General features: G+C 36.6%; 13 protein-coding genes. 10 read left to right on the top strand and 3 right to left on the bottom strand.

Annotation, left to right across the window (positions count from 1 at the left end):
- Positions 1–67 precede the first annotated feature (67 nt).
- From BC008_RS32155 to rpmB, 3 genes are all read left to right on the top strand, one after another.
- Entirely contained in the window at positions 68–1,243 is a 1,176-nt protein-coding gene (locus BC008_RS32155; protein WP_027842206.1) for a glycosyltransferase family 4 protein, read from the top strand.
- Positions 1,244–1,702: 459 nt separating this feature from the next.
- On the top strand, positions 1,703–3,661 hold the full coding sequence (gene htpG, locus BC008_RS32150) for a molecular chaperone HtpG (protein ID WP_027842207.1): 1,959 nt from the start codon (positions 1,703–1,705) through the stop codon (positions 3,659–3,661).
- A gap of 278 nt (positions 3,662–3,939) precedes the next feature.
- Positions 3,940–4,176 (top strand): 50S ribosomal protein L28, encoded by a 237-nt coding sequence (rpmB, locus tag BC008_RS32145; protein WP_027842208.1) that lies wholly within the window; start codon positions 3,940–3,942, stop codon positions 4,174–4,176.
- Positions 4,177–4,471: 295 nt separating this feature from the next.
- Here rpmB and BC008_RS32140 read toward each other — a convergent pair whose 3' ends face one another.
- A complete protein-coding gene (locus BC008_RS32140) occupies positions 4,472–4,993 on the bottom strand; it encodes a hypothetical protein (RefSeq protein WP_036264994.1) in 522 nt (173 codons plus the stop codon).
- A gap of 511 nt (positions 4,994–5,504) precedes the next feature.
- Here BC008_RS32140 and hpsA point away from each other — a divergent pair.
- The 7 genes from hpsA to BC008_RS32105 all read left to right on the top strand — a co-directional run bounded on the left by hpsA (position 5,505) and on the right by BC008_RS32105 (position 15,724).
- Complete coding sequence (gene hpsA, locus BC008_RS32135; RefSeq protein WP_027842210.1) at positions 5,505–10,343, top strand: hormogonium polysaccharide biosynthesis protein HpsA; 4,839 nt, start codon at positions 5,505–5,507, stop codon at positions 10,341–10,343.
- Between the two features lie 76 nt (positions 10,344–10,419).
- Positions 10,420–11,100, top strand: a complete 681-nt coding sequence (gene hpsB / locus BC008_RS32130) for a hormogonium polysaccharide secretion pseudopilin HpsB (RefSeq protein ID WP_027842211.1) — start codon at positions 10,420–10,422, stop codon at positions 11,098–11,100.
- Between the two features lie 31 nt (positions 11,101–11,131).
- Positions 11,132–12,148: a hormogonium polysaccharide secretion pseudopilin HpsC gene (hpsC, locus tag BC008_RS32125; protein WP_235595967.1), complete on the top strand. Its 1,017-nt coding sequence runs from the start codon at positions 11,132–11,134 to the stop codon at positions 12,146–12,148.
- 99 nt (positions 12,149–12,247) lie between these two features.
- The gene (locus BC008_RS32120; protein ID WP_058184203.1) at positions 12,248–12,943 is read left to right on the top strand and encodes a pilus assembly FimT family protein; all 696 of its coding nucleotides are present in this window, start codon (positions 12,248–12,250) and stop codon (positions 12,941–12,943) included.
- A 113-nt stretch (positions 12,944–13,056) separates the two neighbouring features.
- Positions 13,057–14,046: a hormogonium polysaccharide biosynthesis glycosyltransferase HpsE gene (gene hpsE / locus BC008_RS32115; RefSeq protein ID WP_027842214.1), complete on the top strand. Its 990-nt coding sequence runs from the start codon at positions 13,057–13,059 to the stop codon at positions 14,044–14,046.
- Positions 14,047–14,404: 358 nt separating this feature from the next.
- A complete protein-coding gene (locus BC008_RS32110; RefSeq protein ID WP_027842215.1) occupies positions 14,405–14,947 on the top strand; it encodes a pilus assembly FimT family protein in 543 nt (180 codons plus the stop codon).
- A 129-nt stretch (positions 14,948–15,076) separates the two neighbouring features.
- On the top strand, positions 15,077–15,724 hold the full coding sequence (locus BC008_RS32105) for a TIGR04282 family arsenosugar biosynthesis glycosyltransferase (RefSeq protein ID WP_027842216.1): 648 nt from the start codon (positions 15,077–15,079) through the stop codon (positions 15,722–15,724).
- A 59-nt stretch (positions 15,725–15,783) separates the two neighbouring features.
- Here BC008_RS32105 and purM read toward each other — a convergent pair whose 3' ends face one another.
- Together purM and BC008_RS32095 are read right to left on the bottom strand one after the other, a co-directional pair.
- The gene (purM, locus tag BC008_RS32100) at positions 15,784–16,812 is read right to left on the bottom strand and encodes a phosphoribosylformylglycinamidine cyclo-ligase (protein WP_027842217.1); all 1,029 of its coding nucleotides are present in this window, start codon (positions 16,810–16,812) and stop codon (positions 15,784–15,786) included.
- Between the two features lie 225 nt (positions 16,813–17,037).
- Positions 17,038–17,907 (bottom strand): DUF5895 domain-containing protein, encoded by an 870-nt coding sequence (locus BC008_RS32095; protein WP_027842218.1) that lies wholly within the window; start codon positions 17,905–17,907, stop codon positions 17,038–17,040.
- Positions 17,908–19,072: the final 1,165 nt, after the last annotated feature.

The raw sequence follows: 19,072 nt of genomic DNA, 5'->3' as shown, positions 1-19,072 counted from the left end.
TTATTTTTAATCACACTATATATATAATTTAATTTTCATTTTTATTAAAATTTTTAAAATAACAAATATGAAAATAGCATGCGTAACATCATACGACCTAATAAACCAAACATCTTGGACAAAAGATGTACAAGGAATTTGTTCTGCTGGTTTTTACATTGCAAAAAATTTGCTCGATGATTCTACATCTATTGAATATATTGGACCTTTGAGGAAAAAATATACGTTTTTAACCAGAGCTAAATGGAGTCTATATCGTAATTTATACAATAAAGACTATTATCGTTGGGCAGAGCCATTGGTCGTTAAAAATTATGCTCATCAAATAAAAAATGCATTAAGTAATCTAGATGTGGATGTTATTTTATCGTCAGAAAGCACAGTTCCAACAGCATACCTTGATGTCAAAAAACCAATTGTTTTATGGACAGATACTACTCTGAGTGGCTTAATCAATTTTTACAGCTACATGAGTAACTTATGCCAGGAAAATATTCAAAATATCTACAAAATTGAATCAGAAGCCCTGAAAAGGTGCGAGCTAGTTGTTTATACATCTGAATGGGCTGCTAAAATGGCATCGCAAACCTATGGAATTCCAGAGAATAAAGTTAAAGTAGTTCCTTGGGGAGCTAACCTGGAGTCCAAGCGAACACCTGAAGACATTCATCACATTATTCAACAAAAAGACACCTCAAAATGCAAATTACTTTTTATTGGCGTCGATTGGGTTCGTAAAGGTGGAGATATTGCTCTAGCAGTTGCAAAACAATTAAATGCTATTGGTTTAGAAACGGAATTAAATATTGTTGGTTGCAAACCTCAAACAAATGAACCTTTACCGGATTTTGTGAATAATTTGGGATTTATCAGCAAATCAAATCTAGAAGGCTTAAAAAAGATAGAAAAATTATTATGCGAATCCCATTTTCTGATTTTGCCATCAAGAGCTGAAGCATTTGGTTTAGTATTCTGCGAGGCGAATTCTTTTGGCGTCCCATCTATTGCAAGTAGCGTCGGTGGAATACCTACAATTATCAAAGACGGTAAAAACGGTAAAACATTTTCATTGGATGCCAAAACAGAAGAATATTGTACCTATATTTATAATTTATTCACTAACTACTCAAGCTATAAAGAATTAGCAATCTCTTCATTTAATGAGTATCAAGCACGTTTAAATTGGAAAGTTTCCGCACATAAAGTTAAAAATCTAATAAATAATTTAACGCCATCTGTTTAATTCAATCGGATTAATTCAATCAGACCGACGGCTTCTCTTGGCTAAATATTAAGATTTAAAGTTAATATTTGTAACATTACAGCATGGAACATAACACTGTTGCTGTTATGAGATTATTCTTTTTCAAGTCCTCGGCTATGAGAGCTTATTTTATTCACATCTCGAAAATTGAGTCCTATCAAAGTTTTTGAGTGTTCTTGGAGAAATTAGGTGCTCCAGTAGAACTCCTCCACTTTCCCTGCTAGGAGGACATATTTTTTTATGAGCATACGCGAGTAGTGAAATCCGAATTGTTAATAGACGGCAAACAAACCCTTAAACTAAAAGCAAATACAGCATTTCAGTTTTAAAATTCTTTATTGACTCAAAATATTATTTCTGGGTATCAGCAACATCAAGCTGTCAGAGTGTTAATAATTGAGTCAAAATCAAAATATTCGTAATTATCATGGCTGTTATATGTTAGAGCAAGGCACGATCAGCATTCATACTGAGAATATATTCCCGATTATCAAGAAATCACTTTATTCCGATCATCAAATCTTTTTGCGGGAATTAGTATCCAACGCCGTAGACGCGATCGCTAAACTGGACATGGTATCGCGCTCTGGAGAATATTCGGGTGAAATTGGCGAACCAGAAATTCAAATTGCTGTTGATAAGGATAAGAAAACTCTTTCCATATCCGATAATGGGATTGGGATGAGTGCTGATGAAGTAAAAAAATATATCAATCAGGTTGCATTCTCCAGTGCTGAAGAATTTATTCAGAAGTATAAAACAGATTCAAATCAGGCGATTATAGGTCATTTCGGCTTGGGTTTCTACTCATCCTTCATGGTCGCAAAGCAGGTTGAAATTGATACATTTTCTTACAAAGAAGGGGAAAAAGCTGTCCATTGGACTTGCGATGGTTCTCCTGCTTTCACCTTGGACGATTCATCTCGCACAGATCGCGGTACTACAATAACTCTGCACCTCATGGAAGAGGAAGAGGAATTTTTAGAACCTGCACGCATCAAAAATCTTGTTAAGACTTACTGTGATTTTATGCCGGTACCCATCAAAATGGATGGGGAAGTCCTCAACAAGCAAAAAGCTCCTTGGCGAGAATCACCCAACAGTCTAAACAAAGAAGATTACTTGGAGTTTTACAAGTATCTCTATCCCTTTGAAGAAGAACCGTTACTTTGGGTACATTTAAATACCGATTATCCCTTCATTGTTAATGGTATTCTCTATTTTCCTAAACTCAAGCCTGATGTTGAAGTTAATAAAGGACAAATCAAACTATTCTCTAACCAAGTTTTTGTCAGTGATAATTGCGAAGAAATTATTCCCCAGTTTTTGTTACCCATGCGGGGTGTAATTGATAGTACTGATATTCCTCTCAACGTTTCCCGTAGTGCTTTACAAGGCGATCGCACCGTAAGAAGAATTGGTGACTATATCGCTAAAAAGGTCGGAGATAACCTCAAGGAATTGTACCGCGACGATCGCGAAAAATATGTCGGTGCTTGGAAGGATCTCGGTACTTTCGTTAAATTTGGCGTTCTTAACGACGAAAAATTCAAGAAACAAGTCCAAGATATAGTAATATTCCGTAGCACATACCAAGAAGAATCAGCAGACACTACCACAGTTCAAGTTCCCACAGAAGAAGGTGATGCTTGGCAAGATGTTACCCCTGCTAACAAATTACCTTACACTAACATTAAAGAATACTTAGAACGAAACAAAGAAAAGCACGAAAACCGAGTATTCTATTGCACAGATGAAGCAGCACAAGCCACCTATGTAGAATTGCATAAGGGTCAAGGCTTGGAAGTTCTATTTATGGACTCATTCATTGACACTCACTTTATCAGCTTTTTGGAGCGGGAATATACAGATGTTAAATTTACTCGGGTAGACTCAGACTTAGATAATACCCTCCTAGATCAAGAGAAAGACAAAGAAATCGTTGACCCCAACACAAATAAAACTCGCAGCGAGCAAATCAAAGAGCTATTTGAGAAAGCACTCAACAAACCAAAACTGAATATTCGTACCGAAGCTTTAAAATCTGATAATCCTCAAGGTACACCGCCAGCAATGGTTCTTTTACCCGAAATTCTGCGCCGTCTGCGGGAAATGAACGCTATGATGCAACAGCAAAACGTAGAATTTCCAGAAGAACACGTTTTACTGGTAAATACATCCCACCCATTAATTCAAAACCTAGCAAATCTCAACCAAGGTAGTATTATTCAAGGTGATGGTTCTTCTCCCACTCAACAATTGGTAGATATGGTTTGCCAACATGTTTACGATTTGGCATTAATGTCACAGAAGGGCTTTGATGCTGATGGGATGAAATCTTTTGTGCTTCGTTCTAATGAAGTGCTGACCAAACTTACAAAAGAAGCAATTAAGTAGGATAATTCATGACTGACAGTTGAAATATATCCGATTTTGTAGGGTGTGTTAGGCGTTAGCCATAACGCACCGTTATTCTTATATCGGCGGATGAGTTAATTGGCTAATTATGGTTGCTTATTCAAGCAAAAGCTGTCATATACCGCCACGAAAATGATATTGGGTGAATTAAATACCCAAAATTCAACCAAAATTGATAACTGTCTACTTGTTTTCCCTAATTACTTGCTTCTTTAGATAAAATAGTAGATCGTGTAAAAAACAAGGAGATAGATTTTATGTCTCGTCGCTGTCAACTTACTGGGAAGAAAGCAAATAATGCTTTTGCAATTTCCCACTCTCACCGTCGTACCAAGCGTCTTCAGCAGGTCAACCTACAAAACAAACGTGTTTGGTGGGCTAAAGGTAATCGTTGGGTAAAACTAAAACTTTCTACCAAAGCAATCAAAACTTTAGAAAAGAAAGGTATTGATGCAATGGCTAAAGAAGCTGGGATTAATCTTAACCACTATTAAGGTTCAATCATTTCCAATCTCGTACCTAAATTACTGGCAATTTTTCGCCAGTTATCATCAAACAAACCAGAACAAACCAGAACACCTGTGCGGAGTACCGATGCGGGTGTTTTTGGTATTTCCGGGATTGGGGATTAGGGATAGCACTGCGTGGCGCTAGCCGCGCCTTCTTAGCAGCATATAGCGATTGGGAACTATATTTATTGGATTATAAGCAAATGAAATACAGCTAAAATACTGTCAGGAGTAAAGAACATTCTAATTTTGACTCCTGTCTTCTGATTTCTAAAAGACACTAAAAAGCACATCCACTCGGTTGTGGTTGTTGGGATTTCACCTCGGAAGCAAAATTGGCTTTCAGTTGAGTTGGTTTAAAACCATCTTTTACTGAACCTTTGAAAACAGTTGTCCCATAACCTGAATTATTCATGTGTGCTCGGATTATTACTATTTCGTTATCGCTCACGGTCACAGGTCCACCCGAACGTTCAAAAGGTTGCTCTTTAACATGACTGTGTGCCAAGATACGACGATAGAGAAGTTTACCTTCTTCATTTAGTACTTCCCACCAGTTAGCATATTGTTCGCAACCTGTATCGGGGCTGGAAATCCCCACATTAAAGGTATAGTTTTGTGGTTTTCCCTGAGCTTTAACAGATACCACCTTAGCTTCATTAACTTTTTTCTTCGTAACATTTTGCTTTTTATTTTGTTGTTGCACATTAGCTGAGTTTGTTTCTGCGCAGCCCAAAATGCAAATCATAGCCAAAAAAATGAATAAGTTTTTCACAACTATCACCACATTATGTTCAGACATCGATAATTTTTTAAGTTAGGTCGATTCAAATACAGCAATTACCAATTACCAATTACCAAAATTTTATTTCCCCTAACTGATATATTTCTCGCTGCAAATGGGTAACATAAGTTTACTCTCCCAATAGCAACTTCATTTACTTATAATTTAAAGTAAATTTTTGCTTTTTTTGGGATTAATTGATGACATTTATACTCTGTTTCAGCTACAAATTAAATAATCCGATATAGCAATCTTAAATCATTCATTTTTAGCATGAGTATTTTAGAGAGATGTACCATACTACGTCTCTAATATTCACAAATCAAATATTATTCCTATAGTTCGTTCAAAATTGTTCATCCACTAAATAATCCATTCATTACTAAAAATCATCATACAAATTAAACTTGATTTTGCCTGCAAATTTTATTTTCAGGTCAGTTTGATTGCACGAGTATAAAAATAAGAAAAAGAATTTTTGAAAAAGTAATATCATTTATCGCATCGTTTTTTTGACCAGAAGGTAGTTATGCATCCCAATAGCAAATTAGTCAAATTGATCAAAAGCTTCTATCAAAAAAATTATCAAAAATCTACATTAGAAATTAGAGAACAACGTGCTTGGTTGTTGCGGACTTTCTTGGTCAGTAGAAGACAAGCAGATTGGGTAAATGCTGGTTTTGTTTTACCAACTGTAGCGATGGTAACTTTGGTGGTTATATTACTGACCACTGCGATTTTATTTCGCTCTTTCAAACGGGCTGAAAATGCTAGTAATGTTCGTGTAAATCAAGCAGTATTAAGTGCTGCAATGCCATCAATTGAGCGGGCTAAAGCAAAAATAAATCAGTTATTTACCGATCCAACTCTACCGCGCTCCACACCTTCTGATAGTTCTTTGTACGATGCTTTTACTAAAAATCTGACTAAATATACTTTTGGTGATGAGACACCTTTAGAAGTAAGCTACAATCTTGACGGCAAAAGTGGAATTAATGATAAAAATAGTACCGAATTAGAAAACAGAGAAGTCATCAAAACTGCTTGGAGATTTCCTGTTGATACAGATAATAATGGTAAGTATGACAGCCTAACTTTGTATGGTGTCTTGTTCCGTAGCCCCAGTCGTAATGATGAAGCTAAGTTTAACCGGGCTCGTACTCCTCTTGATGCGAGAGCGCGTCCGATGGGTGCAGGTAAAAGTTGTGGTGGAGCTGCAGGTACAAGTGCAAGTTTAGTTAGTGGTTCGGGTTGGTACCGATTAGATGGAACCCTCAAGAAAAGCTTTTTTGTTTACTCGACCACAGTACCAATTGATGATGCATATCTCAAAACTGCAAAGTTAACAACAACAAAGTACGAAGCTTATAAAGGGAATAAGGGCTTTTCTGCGATTGAATTTCAGCAAGATCAAGAACGGATTCCTCTGAGTAATAATGCTGTTGTTTACGAAGATGATTTAGAAATAACCCCTGGTGCTGGACTAAGTCTTAATGGGAGGATATTTACTAACAGTAATTTATTGACAGCTAAAATTTTTAATGATATCCGATTTTATCAAGTTAGCGACCCAGATTCCTGTTTTTATAACGCCCAGAATAGCAAAATAATTGTTGGTGGAAATGTTGGTTTTGGTCGTATTACTGGTGTCGGTACAAGAGGTGGTGTCGATATAGATTTATTTAGACCAGGAAATAAGCCGACCCAAAAGACTTTTAATAGTGGTGATAAATCTGCTAATAATTCTTCTGCAGAGATTGCTTTTAATACTCAAGCTTATGCTCAAAGAGTTAACTTGTTAGTAAATAAACAGATTACTAAATCTAGTACCCAAGACCCTTCTGAAGTAAGAGATAATGTCACTACTCGGCTGGAAAATAATCCTGGTTTAAATAGAAATGAAGTTCGTCGAGAAGAGTTAGAATCTTACTTTAGAAAGCGAACTCGCAAAGTTACTTTTAAAAAAGTTCCTTTAGGAGGTAATCCTGGAACTGCTCAGCTTCAAGGTACTGGTGATTTACTACGACCTCAAGATACTTGGATTTATCCTACTAGCGCTAATACGGGATTATCACTTCAACCGAAGAAATTACCCGCTACCGAACCCAACAAACTCAAAGAAGAGTATAGGGAAGAAGAGAAATTACTTGGCGATCGCATTTTAGTCGGAAATAATTTACCTGCTCTGTGGTTTGATAAGACTATTAAAGATTTTGTTGGTACCAACACACCTCAATCTGTAGATTATCCCAGTACACCTCGTACCGAATGGGATGATTACACAAATGATAAGGATAAGTATCGTACCCGCGCCACCAAAATTGAGCAATTGGTCAGTTTGGCTGGTGCTACTGATCGGGATGGTTTTTTTGAAGAAAAAGCAACGGAAAAACCGAAAGATTTACTCGACAATATTGGTGGAATACGCATTGTAACTGGCGCAGGTATCTATGTTGATGGCGTCACCTACAAGCGAGTTGATAAGTCGTTTTTACCCGAACCACAGTGGGATACAAATTTTGTTGACCCTAGCAGTATTGATTCTAAAAGAATTAAAGTTAATAGCCTCAAATTTAAGAGTAAAGACCCAATCATTGTCTGGTCTGATTCTATGCCAATGACGACAGGAAATGGTGAAACCCGTCAAGGCGATCTCTTAATGAGAGCAACTGCTGTTTATCATTACGCCAAGGACTATGGTCAGGATCAACAACCTATAGCCTGTGTTAGTAGCTATTACGATCCAACAAACTCAGTTACAGCTCAAAATAATAGCAAGGTAAAAGCTAGATGGAAGAATCCAGATGCTGACTCTAGCACTACCCAAGGTAAATCTAATAATGGTGTTGTGTATACCTTTGGTGGAAGGGGTAAGTATGCAGCAGAATTAGAACGACAAGCAAGAATGGTATTTCCAGATGGGCGTTTTGTTAACGAACCTCTGCGAAGAGCATTAGAAAAATCCAGTACAAAGCGGACAGCAGCAGATTATTCGGCAATAGATGCAGCAGTTTGTGCTCTCGATATTCTTAAGGATAAATCTCCTAGTACCTCTCCGCCAATACCCCATGGAGCCATTTACGAAACAGCATTTTTAGATGCTCGCCAGATTAAATCGATTGACACAAACTTAAAACTTGCAGAATTAGGAGAAGACTATACCAGGAGTATTGAGCAGCGCCAACCCTTAGAGGTAAGGGTAACGGTATTAGATGTTGATAAAATACGCCAGAAAAAAATCTCTGGTAGCCATAGCGGTGGTGGAAAACAAGAATATTTAATTCCCAATAGTGGTATTGTTTATGCTACGAGAAATGATGCTTTAGCCGATCTCAGTGACACTCCAGATAATAAAACCGAACAAAGAGAATTAATTAGTCCCACTGACTACAGATTAGACCCGACTCGCCGTCCGAGTGGCATCATGCTGATAAATGGTAGCCGTCTCGATCGTGATGTTAAGTTTAGACAAGAAGAAAAAGGATTAATATTAGCAAGTAATTTACCTACGTATATCAAAGGTGATTTTAACCTTCATGCTAAAGGTGGAAACGCTAGCAATCCAGTTGAGGAATTTGTCGATCAGTTACGAGATAGTAAAACTGGCAAGATAAACTGGAGTAGGTTCTATATCCGCAATAAAACCCTTGATAATAATTTTGCTTGCCGCAAAAATGATAAAAGGCTTCCTAAGTGTACTACAGGAGATAGTTGGCGCGCAGCATCAGTCGTTGCAGATGCGGTCACAGTACTTTCAGATAACTTTCGTTTTGGGTTTCGTAATGAGGGAGATTACGACCTGAGAAATAATGCCGGAACTGCTATTATTCCTAACTTTGATTTTAATAACGATGGTGATGCTACAGATGCTTTAAGTGAAATTACTTTAAAGGTCGATCTTAACGGTGATGGCGATACAAAAGACACTGTTAGAGAAAAAGACCAAATCAGCATCACCGCAGTTCGTTTAAAACAAGGATTTTTCGATAATAGTTTCACTACTAGCAGTGCTTGGTATAACAGTGCTGGTACTTCCCAGGGCTTACCCAAAGATTTCAATACTAGCAAAACTGGACTTCAAGGTAGTTCCTATGTCAATAACTTTGTGACTCCGATCCAGAGACGGGTGAAGTTTAATGAGTACCTAACGGAAGTTTGCATAAAAGTTCCTGTTTACACTTGTACTGCAGATGATTGGACGGTTGATGGCAAAGCTATTAGCTCTGGAGGAACCACAGCCACATCTAGAATTGGTCAAAAATACAATAAAGCAACGATTGACTTAGCAGGTACAACCGTCGATTTAGCAGAGAATACATTGCAAAGTTACGCTCGTCGTGTAGCTTTCGCTCGGGATAGCAGTACCGGAAACTTGATACTTGACACTCAAGGTCATCCAGTTCCTTTAGGAATTGATACTGCTGGTAATATCCAAGCATTTCCTAAAAATGCCGTTACAGGACAAAGTTGGACCGCAAACAAATTACCAAGAATCAAAGACAATGCTCTCTGGTTTAGGACTGCTAAAACCTTACCGAATAAAAAAATACCCACAGATACCAATTACGGGAATGGTCAATTCCTGTTCTATAAAAGTATTAACGGTAATGCTTTGAATGGAACCGATCCTAACGAACAACCAATATTAGTCCCAGTACTACAAATTCAATTACCGCGTGACAAGTGGACTAGTGGAAGTGGTGACCCTGGTAATGATAGAACCAATCTCCCAACAGATAGAGACAGGGGAGTTGCTACAGATGGAAACTGGTTGCAGCAAGCTACAGATACTACAACTAACTTAATTATTGCTGGTGGAGACACCCCAGGAAGACCAAGCGAATCAAACGGTGGTTTGGAAAACTTTGTACGCTATCTAGAAACCTGGAACAACACTAATCATAATCTCAGTGGTTCTCTAATCCAATATAAACGCAGTGCTTATGCTACTGGACCTTGGCAGGTTGTTCAACTGAATGGAAAAACACCCAAAGGTAGTACTGCTCTATTTGGTAATGATTACCGACAGGCTTACAGGAATAGTAATACTGGAACAGGTCTCATAGGTGAAGGTATGACACCCTTCTATACACCACCTTCCCGTCAGTGGGGTTTTGATGTTGGCTTATTATCCCAACTACCAGATTTGTTTACAGAAACATTCACGTTACCGCCTGCAGGGGAACCTAATGAATTTTTTAGAGAAGTCGGTCGGGATGATGAATGGGTCAAAACACTGTTATGTGCTCAAACAATCAAAGTTACTGTCAATAGTTCTACGGGTACTAGCACAATTAGTCGTACAGGAACAGCTATTCCCACCAGTCAACGTCCACAAGACTTTTGTAAAAAGTACTCACGTAGCTAAAGTTTTGGAAATCACGATATAGATTTTTTAACAGTTTTAGACTCACAAGTTACCGCAGTCCTCACATCAAAACGCCATGATCCAAATTCAACAACGAGTTAACCCACAAACAGATGATACTGGTTTTACTATTATCGAATCACTGATTGCGATTATTGTTGTTGCCATTTTGTTAACTGCGATCGCACCTGTAATTGTAATTTCTACTGCCAGCAGAGTTAACTCCAGAAGGGTGGAACTTGCAACCCAAGCAGCTAAAACATACATTGATGGTGTTACTTCTGGATCTATTGAATCGCCACCAATCACGAAAAAAGATAATAATTTAATTGCTGAAGTCAAGGCTCCATCTGGTAGTTTAAATTGCCGAAAAGATAATGATTACTGTTCTGCTCCCACCGATAAAACCTATCAACTGTATTGTATCGATGGTAGTGGTGATGGGAAATGTACAAAAGATGAATCGGGGGACATACTTGTCCAAGCGTTTGCTTATAACCCTAATACTGATGAAGCAAATAGAGGTTACCGTTTAGGGATTAGAGTTTACAGAGCAGATGCTTTCAAAGATAGTAAATCATTAGAAAAAAGCGACCAAAAGAAAAAAGCTACACAATCCGCTTTTAGTGGAGGATTCGGTAATTTAAAAGCACCTCTACTAGAAATGACTACAGATATTGCATCCAGAAACACAACATTTGCAGATTTTTGCTCGCGATTGGAAGACAGTAAAAATACATATTCCAAGTGTAAATAAAATAATTCAATATAAACTTAATTTTTCAAATATGAAAAGCATTGAAATGCTCAATAAATCTCATTTTAATAAACTCAATTTTTTTCTCAACGCTCAACTTAAACATAAAAAATTTAAACAAGTCAATAAAACAGCAGGTTTTACCCTAATAGAATTGATGGTAGCCATGATTCTAGCAGTACTGGTAATTACACCATTACTAGGATTCATGATTAATATTCTCGATACAGATCGCAAAGAACAAGCCAAAATTAATTCCGAACAGGAAATTCAAACAGCTTTAGATTATATTGCTCAAGATTTACAACAGGCAATTTATATATATGATGCTGATGGAATAAAAGCTATAAGAAATCAGCTACTGGATTATAGTTCAAGCGATCGAGTCCCGGTTCTTGTTTTTTGGAAGCGTAAATTTGAGAAGGAAGCAATAGAACTGAAAAAAGTTACAAGTAGTAAGACAAAAAATGATGCTTTTGTTTATTCTTTAGTTACTTATTATTTGATACAAGATAACAAAACAAATGATGCAAAGAATATTTGGTCTAATCAATATCGCATTGCTAGATTTGAACTGAATGATGGGATTGAGCCCGATGATGAATATAATACTAAAGTAACTTCTGAATATATCCAGAAACCAGATCCAGGTTTTGCTAAATTTGATTTAAGTATTCAAGGAACCCTCGAACAAAAAATGAATGCTTGGAAAAAAGATGGTATCTATAGCAGAAGTCAAAGTGCTGATGTATTGGTTGACTATGTTGATTCAAGTCAAGGTTTTAAAACTATAGACTGCAAATCTATTTTTCCTAAAAGTAAAAAAAATAAAGATTCTCTCAAAGTTCCCGCATTAAATGGGGTTCTTAACAATGCTAGTTTCTATGCTTGTGTAGATATTGATAATACAACAGCAAAAATTTTCTTGAGAGGAAATGCATTAGCACGGATAGAGGAAAATAATTATGGCTATAAAGATGATGTCAAATCTTATTTTCCAAGTGCAAGCATTAATGTTAAAGGTCGAGGATTTATTGGTGTCGAATAAAAGTAAATAAACTAGATAATTTACTCTCACTAATAGCAAGTAATTAAAGATATTTATTACAATTCACTTTAATTATCTTAAAAAAAGAGATTATAGGCAATGAATAAAATAACTAATTTTCTTCATCATAACAACATAAATATAAAATATCATAACCAAAATATCATAAATCAGTTACTATTTGATTTAAAATCTGATAGTAAAAATCAGTTAAGTTCTGGTGGTTTTACAATTTTGGAAGTTTTAGTAGCTCTAGTAATTATAGGAATTCTCTCAGCAATTGTAGGTCCTAGTTGGTTTAGTTTTGTTAATCGACAACAAATAAATAAAGTTAATGATGAGATTTTAGCTGCACTACAAACAGCTCAAAGAAAAGCGAAAAAGACTAAACTTCCTTACAGCGTCAGCTTAACAACAGATACTAAAAATGGGAAAAAAGTAGCACAAATAGCTATTCATCCAAATGATTCCGAGCCGGATCAATATTGGGAAATTCTCGGTAAAGAAGTAGGTGTTGGTACAGAAAATATAATCCTAGGTAGTAATATTACCGACGAAAATAAATCTACTAAAACTATATCCTATGCAAATAAATATAATAAGACAAAACCACAAGCAATTACATTTAACCAAATTGGTGGTTTATCAGAATCAGAAATAAATGATGGGATAAAGATAGTTGTTGCTATACCTAAAGCAGGAAAATCAACCCAAGCCAGTGATGTTAAAAGATGTATAATTGTACAGACTATTTTAGGAGGGATGAGAACTGCAAAAGATACAGACTGTGAATAATTAAAATAGTATATAAAGTTTTATACAATAATATTTAAGAAAAGACACTGAATACAAAAATAACATCTATAGTCAATACTTGATTATAGATATTATTTTTAGTTAATGGTGCCATGGAAAATAAAACTTCTTTTCAAAATAAATTTGACAACAAGACAGATTTTACTATTGCTATTCCTACCTATAATGGAGAAAGTCGCTTACCAGGACTTTTAGATAAATTAAAACAACAAATTAACACTGAAGATATTAATTGGGAGATTGTTGTTATTGATAACAACAGTAATGATAACACCGCAAAAATTGTTCAAGATTATCAGAAAAATTGGCAATATAATTTTCCTTTGAAATATTGCTTTGAACCTAAACAAGGTGCTGCATATGCTCGTAAACGTGCTATTGATGAAGCAAATAGCGAACTTATTGGCTTTTTAGATGACGATAATTATCCAGTTTCAAATTGGGTAGAAAAAGCTCATAATTTTGCAAAAATACATCCTCAAGCAGGAGCATTTGCTAGTCAAATTCACCCAGACTGGGAAATAGAACCACCAGAGAATTTTCAGCGAATAGCTCCATTTTTAGCGATTACAGAAAGAGGTAATTTACCTTTATTTTACGAACCAAAAACAAAACTGCTTCCTCCTTCTGCAGGATTAGTTGTTCGTCGTCAAGCTTGCCTAGAAAGCATTCCAGAAAAACCTATTTTGACTGGTAGAGTTACAGGTAATATGCTCACCGGCGAAGATTTAGAAATGTTGTCTTATATTCAAAAAGCAAACTGGGAAATTTGGTATAACCCAGAAATGGAAATTTATCATAAAATACCCAAGTGGCGCTTGCAAAAAGAATATTTATTACCATTTTTTCGGGGTATAGGACTCAGTCGTTATGTCACTCGAACAATTAATATTCAGCCTTGGGTAAAACCACTTGCTTTTACTGCTTATATGCTGAACGATTTTAAGAAAATACTTCTACATCTATGTAAACATAGATTTAAAGTTAAAACAGAATTAGTAGCAGCCTGCGAAATGCAATTATTTGTTAGTAGTTTTGTTAGTCCTTTTTACCTTTGGAAAAATGGTTATTTCAATAAGTAAGCGTCCCAGGAAGAGAAGTCAGACAAGATCCGGGTTGATTTTTTAAGAATGACAGGGGAAGTGTAGGGGATGTGGGGGGAAATGCCAAAAAATATAAAGAGGTTTTAAAAATAGGATTTGATATCAAAAGTCAAAAGTATTAAACTCTCTCCCAAGGAATAAAAATAATATGTTTTTTAGCTATGGCTAAAACTTTTGCTATGTCATGGTTTGAAAGTGTGTAAAAAAATAAAGTATATTAGACGCTAATTGTAGTTAACCTAAACCTTCAATAGTTAACTATCAATAAAATTATCAGGGATATTCACCAGCACTGTATCTACCAAATTGGTGCATTTATCACGGTGGAATATCTGAAATGGGGAAATGTCTACACAAAGTTTCTTCTAGCAGCGGTTTTACAGTGCTAGAGGTATTAATTGTAGTTGTAATAATTGGAATTTTAAGCGCGATCGCAGTACCAAGTTGGTTATCTTTCCTAAATAATCGCCATCTTGACGTTGCTCAAGATCGAGTTTACTTTGCTTTACGAAAAGCCCAAAGTCAAGCCCAAAAAAATAAAGAAACTTGGCAAGCCAGTTTTCGCGAACAAAATGGTATTGTTCAATGGGCTGTACATCATGTTTCTGCGAACCCCTCTGGAATAAATTGGAATAGTTTAGATCCTAATATCCGCTTGGATAAAGAAACAACTCTACAACTACTTAAGGGTCAAGGTCTTAGACAAATTCAATTTGATTATCGAGGTAGCGTGAGAAAACCACCCTTGGGAAGAATTACTTTATCTGGAAAATATGGTGGAACAACTAAACGTTGTGTCTTTGTCTCAACAATATTAGGCGCAATGCGTAGAGCAAAAGAACGGGATAAACCCAATCGTAAAGGTGATTTTTGTTATTAGAAGGGAACAGGAAACAGAGAACATAAAACGGTTTTACGCGATGTTGTTATTATTTTTTTGAGACGTATTGTGGTACGTCTCTCATATCTCATCTCAAATAATTTTGAAATTTATATATTAGGTTATTGCGTGCAAAAACCACCAGAAATAATACAGCAGCACTTGATTATTTTTAGTCGCTACCCAGAAGCAGGGAAAACAAAAACTCGATTAATACCAGCTTTGGGTCCTCAAGGTGCTGCAAATCTTCAGCGTGAAATGACAGAGTATATTCTCTCAAAGGTAAAACAGCTACAAAAACAAATACCTTTATCACTAGAGTTACGTTTCGCTGGTGGTAATGCGCAATTAATGAAAGATTGGTTAGGTTCCGATATTGTTTACCAACCACAAGGAGAAGGCGATCTAGGAATGCGGATGGCGCGATCACTATCGGAAGCTTTTCAAAATGGAGCAGAAAAATCAATTATTATTGGTACCGACTGCCCTAGTATCGAACTGGGAATTTTGAAGCAGGCTTTTGAGCATCTAACAGACAAGGATTTGGTTTTAGGTCCAGCGATCGATGGTGGTTATTATTTAATTGCTTTGTGTCGATCAATTCCAGAATTGTTCGTAGATATTGATTGGGGAACCGAAAAAGTATTCCAACAAACTATGGATATTACAAAAAAACTCGATTTAGCTGTAGGTCATTTACCAACCTTAGCTGATATAGATCGCCCCGAAGACTTAGTAATTTGGGAAGAAATTCATCGCCAAAGGGGTAATAGGTAATTACAAAGCTGTCAGATATATATCCACTAAAATACCCAGGTTTTGGTCATTGGGGAGTGTCAACAATCTAATCCCACCAGTTCCCCAGAACCAGAAATTACTTCGCCTATAGCAAAAGCAGAAATTTCTTTTGACTGAAAATAACTAATCGCTCGTTCTGCACTCTCCGCAGGAACTATTAATACGAAACCAATACCCATGTTGAAAGTATTATACATGGCCTGGGAACTTACGGACCCTACATCTGCTAGCCATTGAAATACAGAAGGTACAGACCAACTATTGGGATCGATCTTAATTCCTTGGTTTCGATCCAAACAACGCGGTAAATTTTCTGGAAGCCCACCACCTGTAATATGAGCCATCCCATTAATCTTCAAACCAGATTTCCTTGCTCCCAAAACAGCGTCAACGTATATCTTTGTGGGGGTTAAAAAAACTTCTCCTAAACTTTTATTTCCTAATGATTCTGGACGATTGCTCCAAGAAAATCCCTGTTCGTCAATAATTTTTCTGACCAAACTCAAACCATTACTGTGTATACCACTGCTTTGAAGAGCAACAGCAACATCTCCAAGCTTCACTTGAGAACCGTCAAGCATCTCGCTCTTTTCAACAATTCCCACACAAAACCCAGCAACATCATATTCACCTCCAGGGTAAAAACCTGGCATTTCTGCCGTTTCACCTCCCAACAAGGCACAATTTGCTTGTTTGCAACCTGCAGCAATTCCAGAAACTACCTGCTGTAACTGTAATTTATCTAATTTTCCTGTTGCCAGGTAATCTAAGAAGAATAATGGTTCAGCTCCAGAAGTCAATACATCATTGACACACATTGCTACCAGATCTATACCCACGGTGTCATGTCGAGCGACAGCCTGAGCTATTTTCAGTTTTGTACCTACACCATCAGTTCCAGAAACCAACACTGGCTCTTGAAAACCAGTCGGTAATTGAAAACAACCACTAAAACCACCTAAACCGCCAATAACTCCAGGACGGTTTGTACTACGAACTAAGCTACTAATTTGTCCAACAAACTCTCTACCTGCTTCAACATCAACCCCAGCATCCCGATAATCCATTTTGAGCCCTATTAGCCTAAGCGTTTTTGCCCGCACTTATCAGCAAATCTTCTGAAGGGGTGCGCAACCCATTGAAATTAATTTTTGTTAATAAAAGTATTACTGTGGGCAGAGCGTAAGCACAAAGACGATATCTCACATTTATGTTTTACGCACGACCAACCACATGGAATATTTTTTCACTTCCAAGCATCAACCGTCAATTGATAATAATTTAAATTTTATTTAATACGGCGGATAACCAAAATCATCTTCATCTGGATAAATATATGAGCTAGAAACACTTGCCATCGCTACTTTCTGAGTTTCTGCTTTCGGTGGAGTTTTAGCAAAATCTTTGTATTCCTCAAAAGCTTGAGAAATCATCGCTGATTCTTCTGAATCAGAAGCAATTAAATATTGGGTGAGAGTCGCAATTGTTGGATGTTTGTAATCTACCGTTGAAGCAACTAAGACCGTATTAGTGGCGATTCCCCTTTCTTCACATTCGATAATCGGAGAAAAAATTCCATGGGCATGGAACAATGGACCTTTAGGTATCCAGGGCTGTTGACGATATCCAGCATAAGCTTTTTCTAATTCGGCAATAAAACCAGTACTGGGTTTACCTTGTTGATATTCACAATAAGCTTTACTGAAGCTAGCTCCTGCGGCACCACTAAGAGTAAGTTGTAATGGAGTTTTATGTAGAAATTTTTTATTTTCTCCCACAAGGAAGACTAAATAACGCGTGAAAGTTTTAAACCTGAGCTTATCTGCTAGAAAAGCATCGTAATTTTCCTTGAGGGTACCAAGTTTGACTCCTGTTTCCCTATCTTTAACAGATAATGGTCCTCGACGCACTAGTACTAATTTTGGAGTTGCTGTAATAAGTACATTTTCAACCCCAGAACTGAATTCATGCTCCACCTCTTGCCAGTTATCGTCTGGTTGAAAGTCTACGGAATGGGCATTATCAAGCTTAATTGCCAAACCATGATGTTGTATGCCATCTTTGCCGTATCGAGGATTTATCATCTGACACCAGGGAATTACTCGAGAAGGCAGTGCATTATATTTCTCATCGTCAAAATCGAATTTTGCAGATGCTTTCATCTAAAATCCTCCGGTAGTTTGAGAACCGCGCCTGTGTGCAGCGCAGTGAAAAGTTGACAAGGCTTAAACCTTGTTGTATTCGAACAGAAGCCGCTATTGAAGTGGCGAACAAGAATATAATCTTGTTTTTTTGCTTGCAATTGTTACTGTTCATTTACAGTGATATTAGCCAAAGGTGACGTCAAGGCCTAAAGTCTTGTAAAAACTGTACGTATCAAACAACAGTTACATTTCAAGAATCACCTTAATTCCACGATTGGGGACATATAACTTTTTAATTAAACTCTATTCTTCCGTGAAGCGATCGATAGTGCAATAGTTTTTAATTAGTACTCTAGATTCATTGACTTTTACAAATCCACTGTTTTCGGTCCTTAAATACCTCAAATATAGTATTGGCAAGGTTCTGGGGATACAAATCAATATTTTTTTATGTTACATTTGCCCCTTGATTTATATTTTTTTATATTTTTTTATCCCCAATCATCCCTCCAAAGACTGATACCCTTTCAAGCCAAGAGTGATACAAATAGTAAACGCTAACTCTTTTTCACAACAACTTAAAGCGTTTCGTTACACTTTAATCTTGTTAAAAAGGAAAGTTTACACTAATAGCAAACTAAGCGTAAACTGCAAAAACAGTTCAACTAAACCGTAAAGTTCTTCCCATATGCCTGAGGAAGAAAATTTTTCGTCTGTGCGGTTTATAACTCTAAATATTTAGTGCCCCGTCAATAACTTTGGGGCACCGGTAAATCTTTATCAAAGACTTTTGCTTTATTGGTCAATGCCTGCTTCCAACACTCAAATCACCCAGAGTGAGTACACTAGAAAACACAATGTTCGACAAAAAGTATTGTGACTAACCTTGTACAAAATGGCTAGGCAAACAGCTAAACAAGATAGCTTAACAGAATATTTGACAAAAATATTTCATAGTCAGCAACCCAGCTGCTCTATCATTTTTTGTCTAATTTCTGTGACTGATATATTGACAATCTTGCTTTGAAGAATTTAGTCCAAACAAGAAAATAAATTAATTCTATCAGGCAAATAAGGTTGCAGATAGTTCCCTGTTGAATCAAAAGAGTTAAATCAAAACAAAGTAAAGCGAAACTAGTCTAATACCAATTTTTTCATAGATATGTTAATAGAATGGTGGTGA

This window comes from Mastigocoleus testarum BC008 (genome assembly GCF_001456025.1).
GTDB lineage: Bacteria > Cyanobacteriota > Cyanobacteriia > Cyanobacteriales > Nostocaceae > Mastigocoleus > Mastigocoleus testarum.
This window is presented reverse-complemented; position numbering and strand designations above follow the sequence as displayed.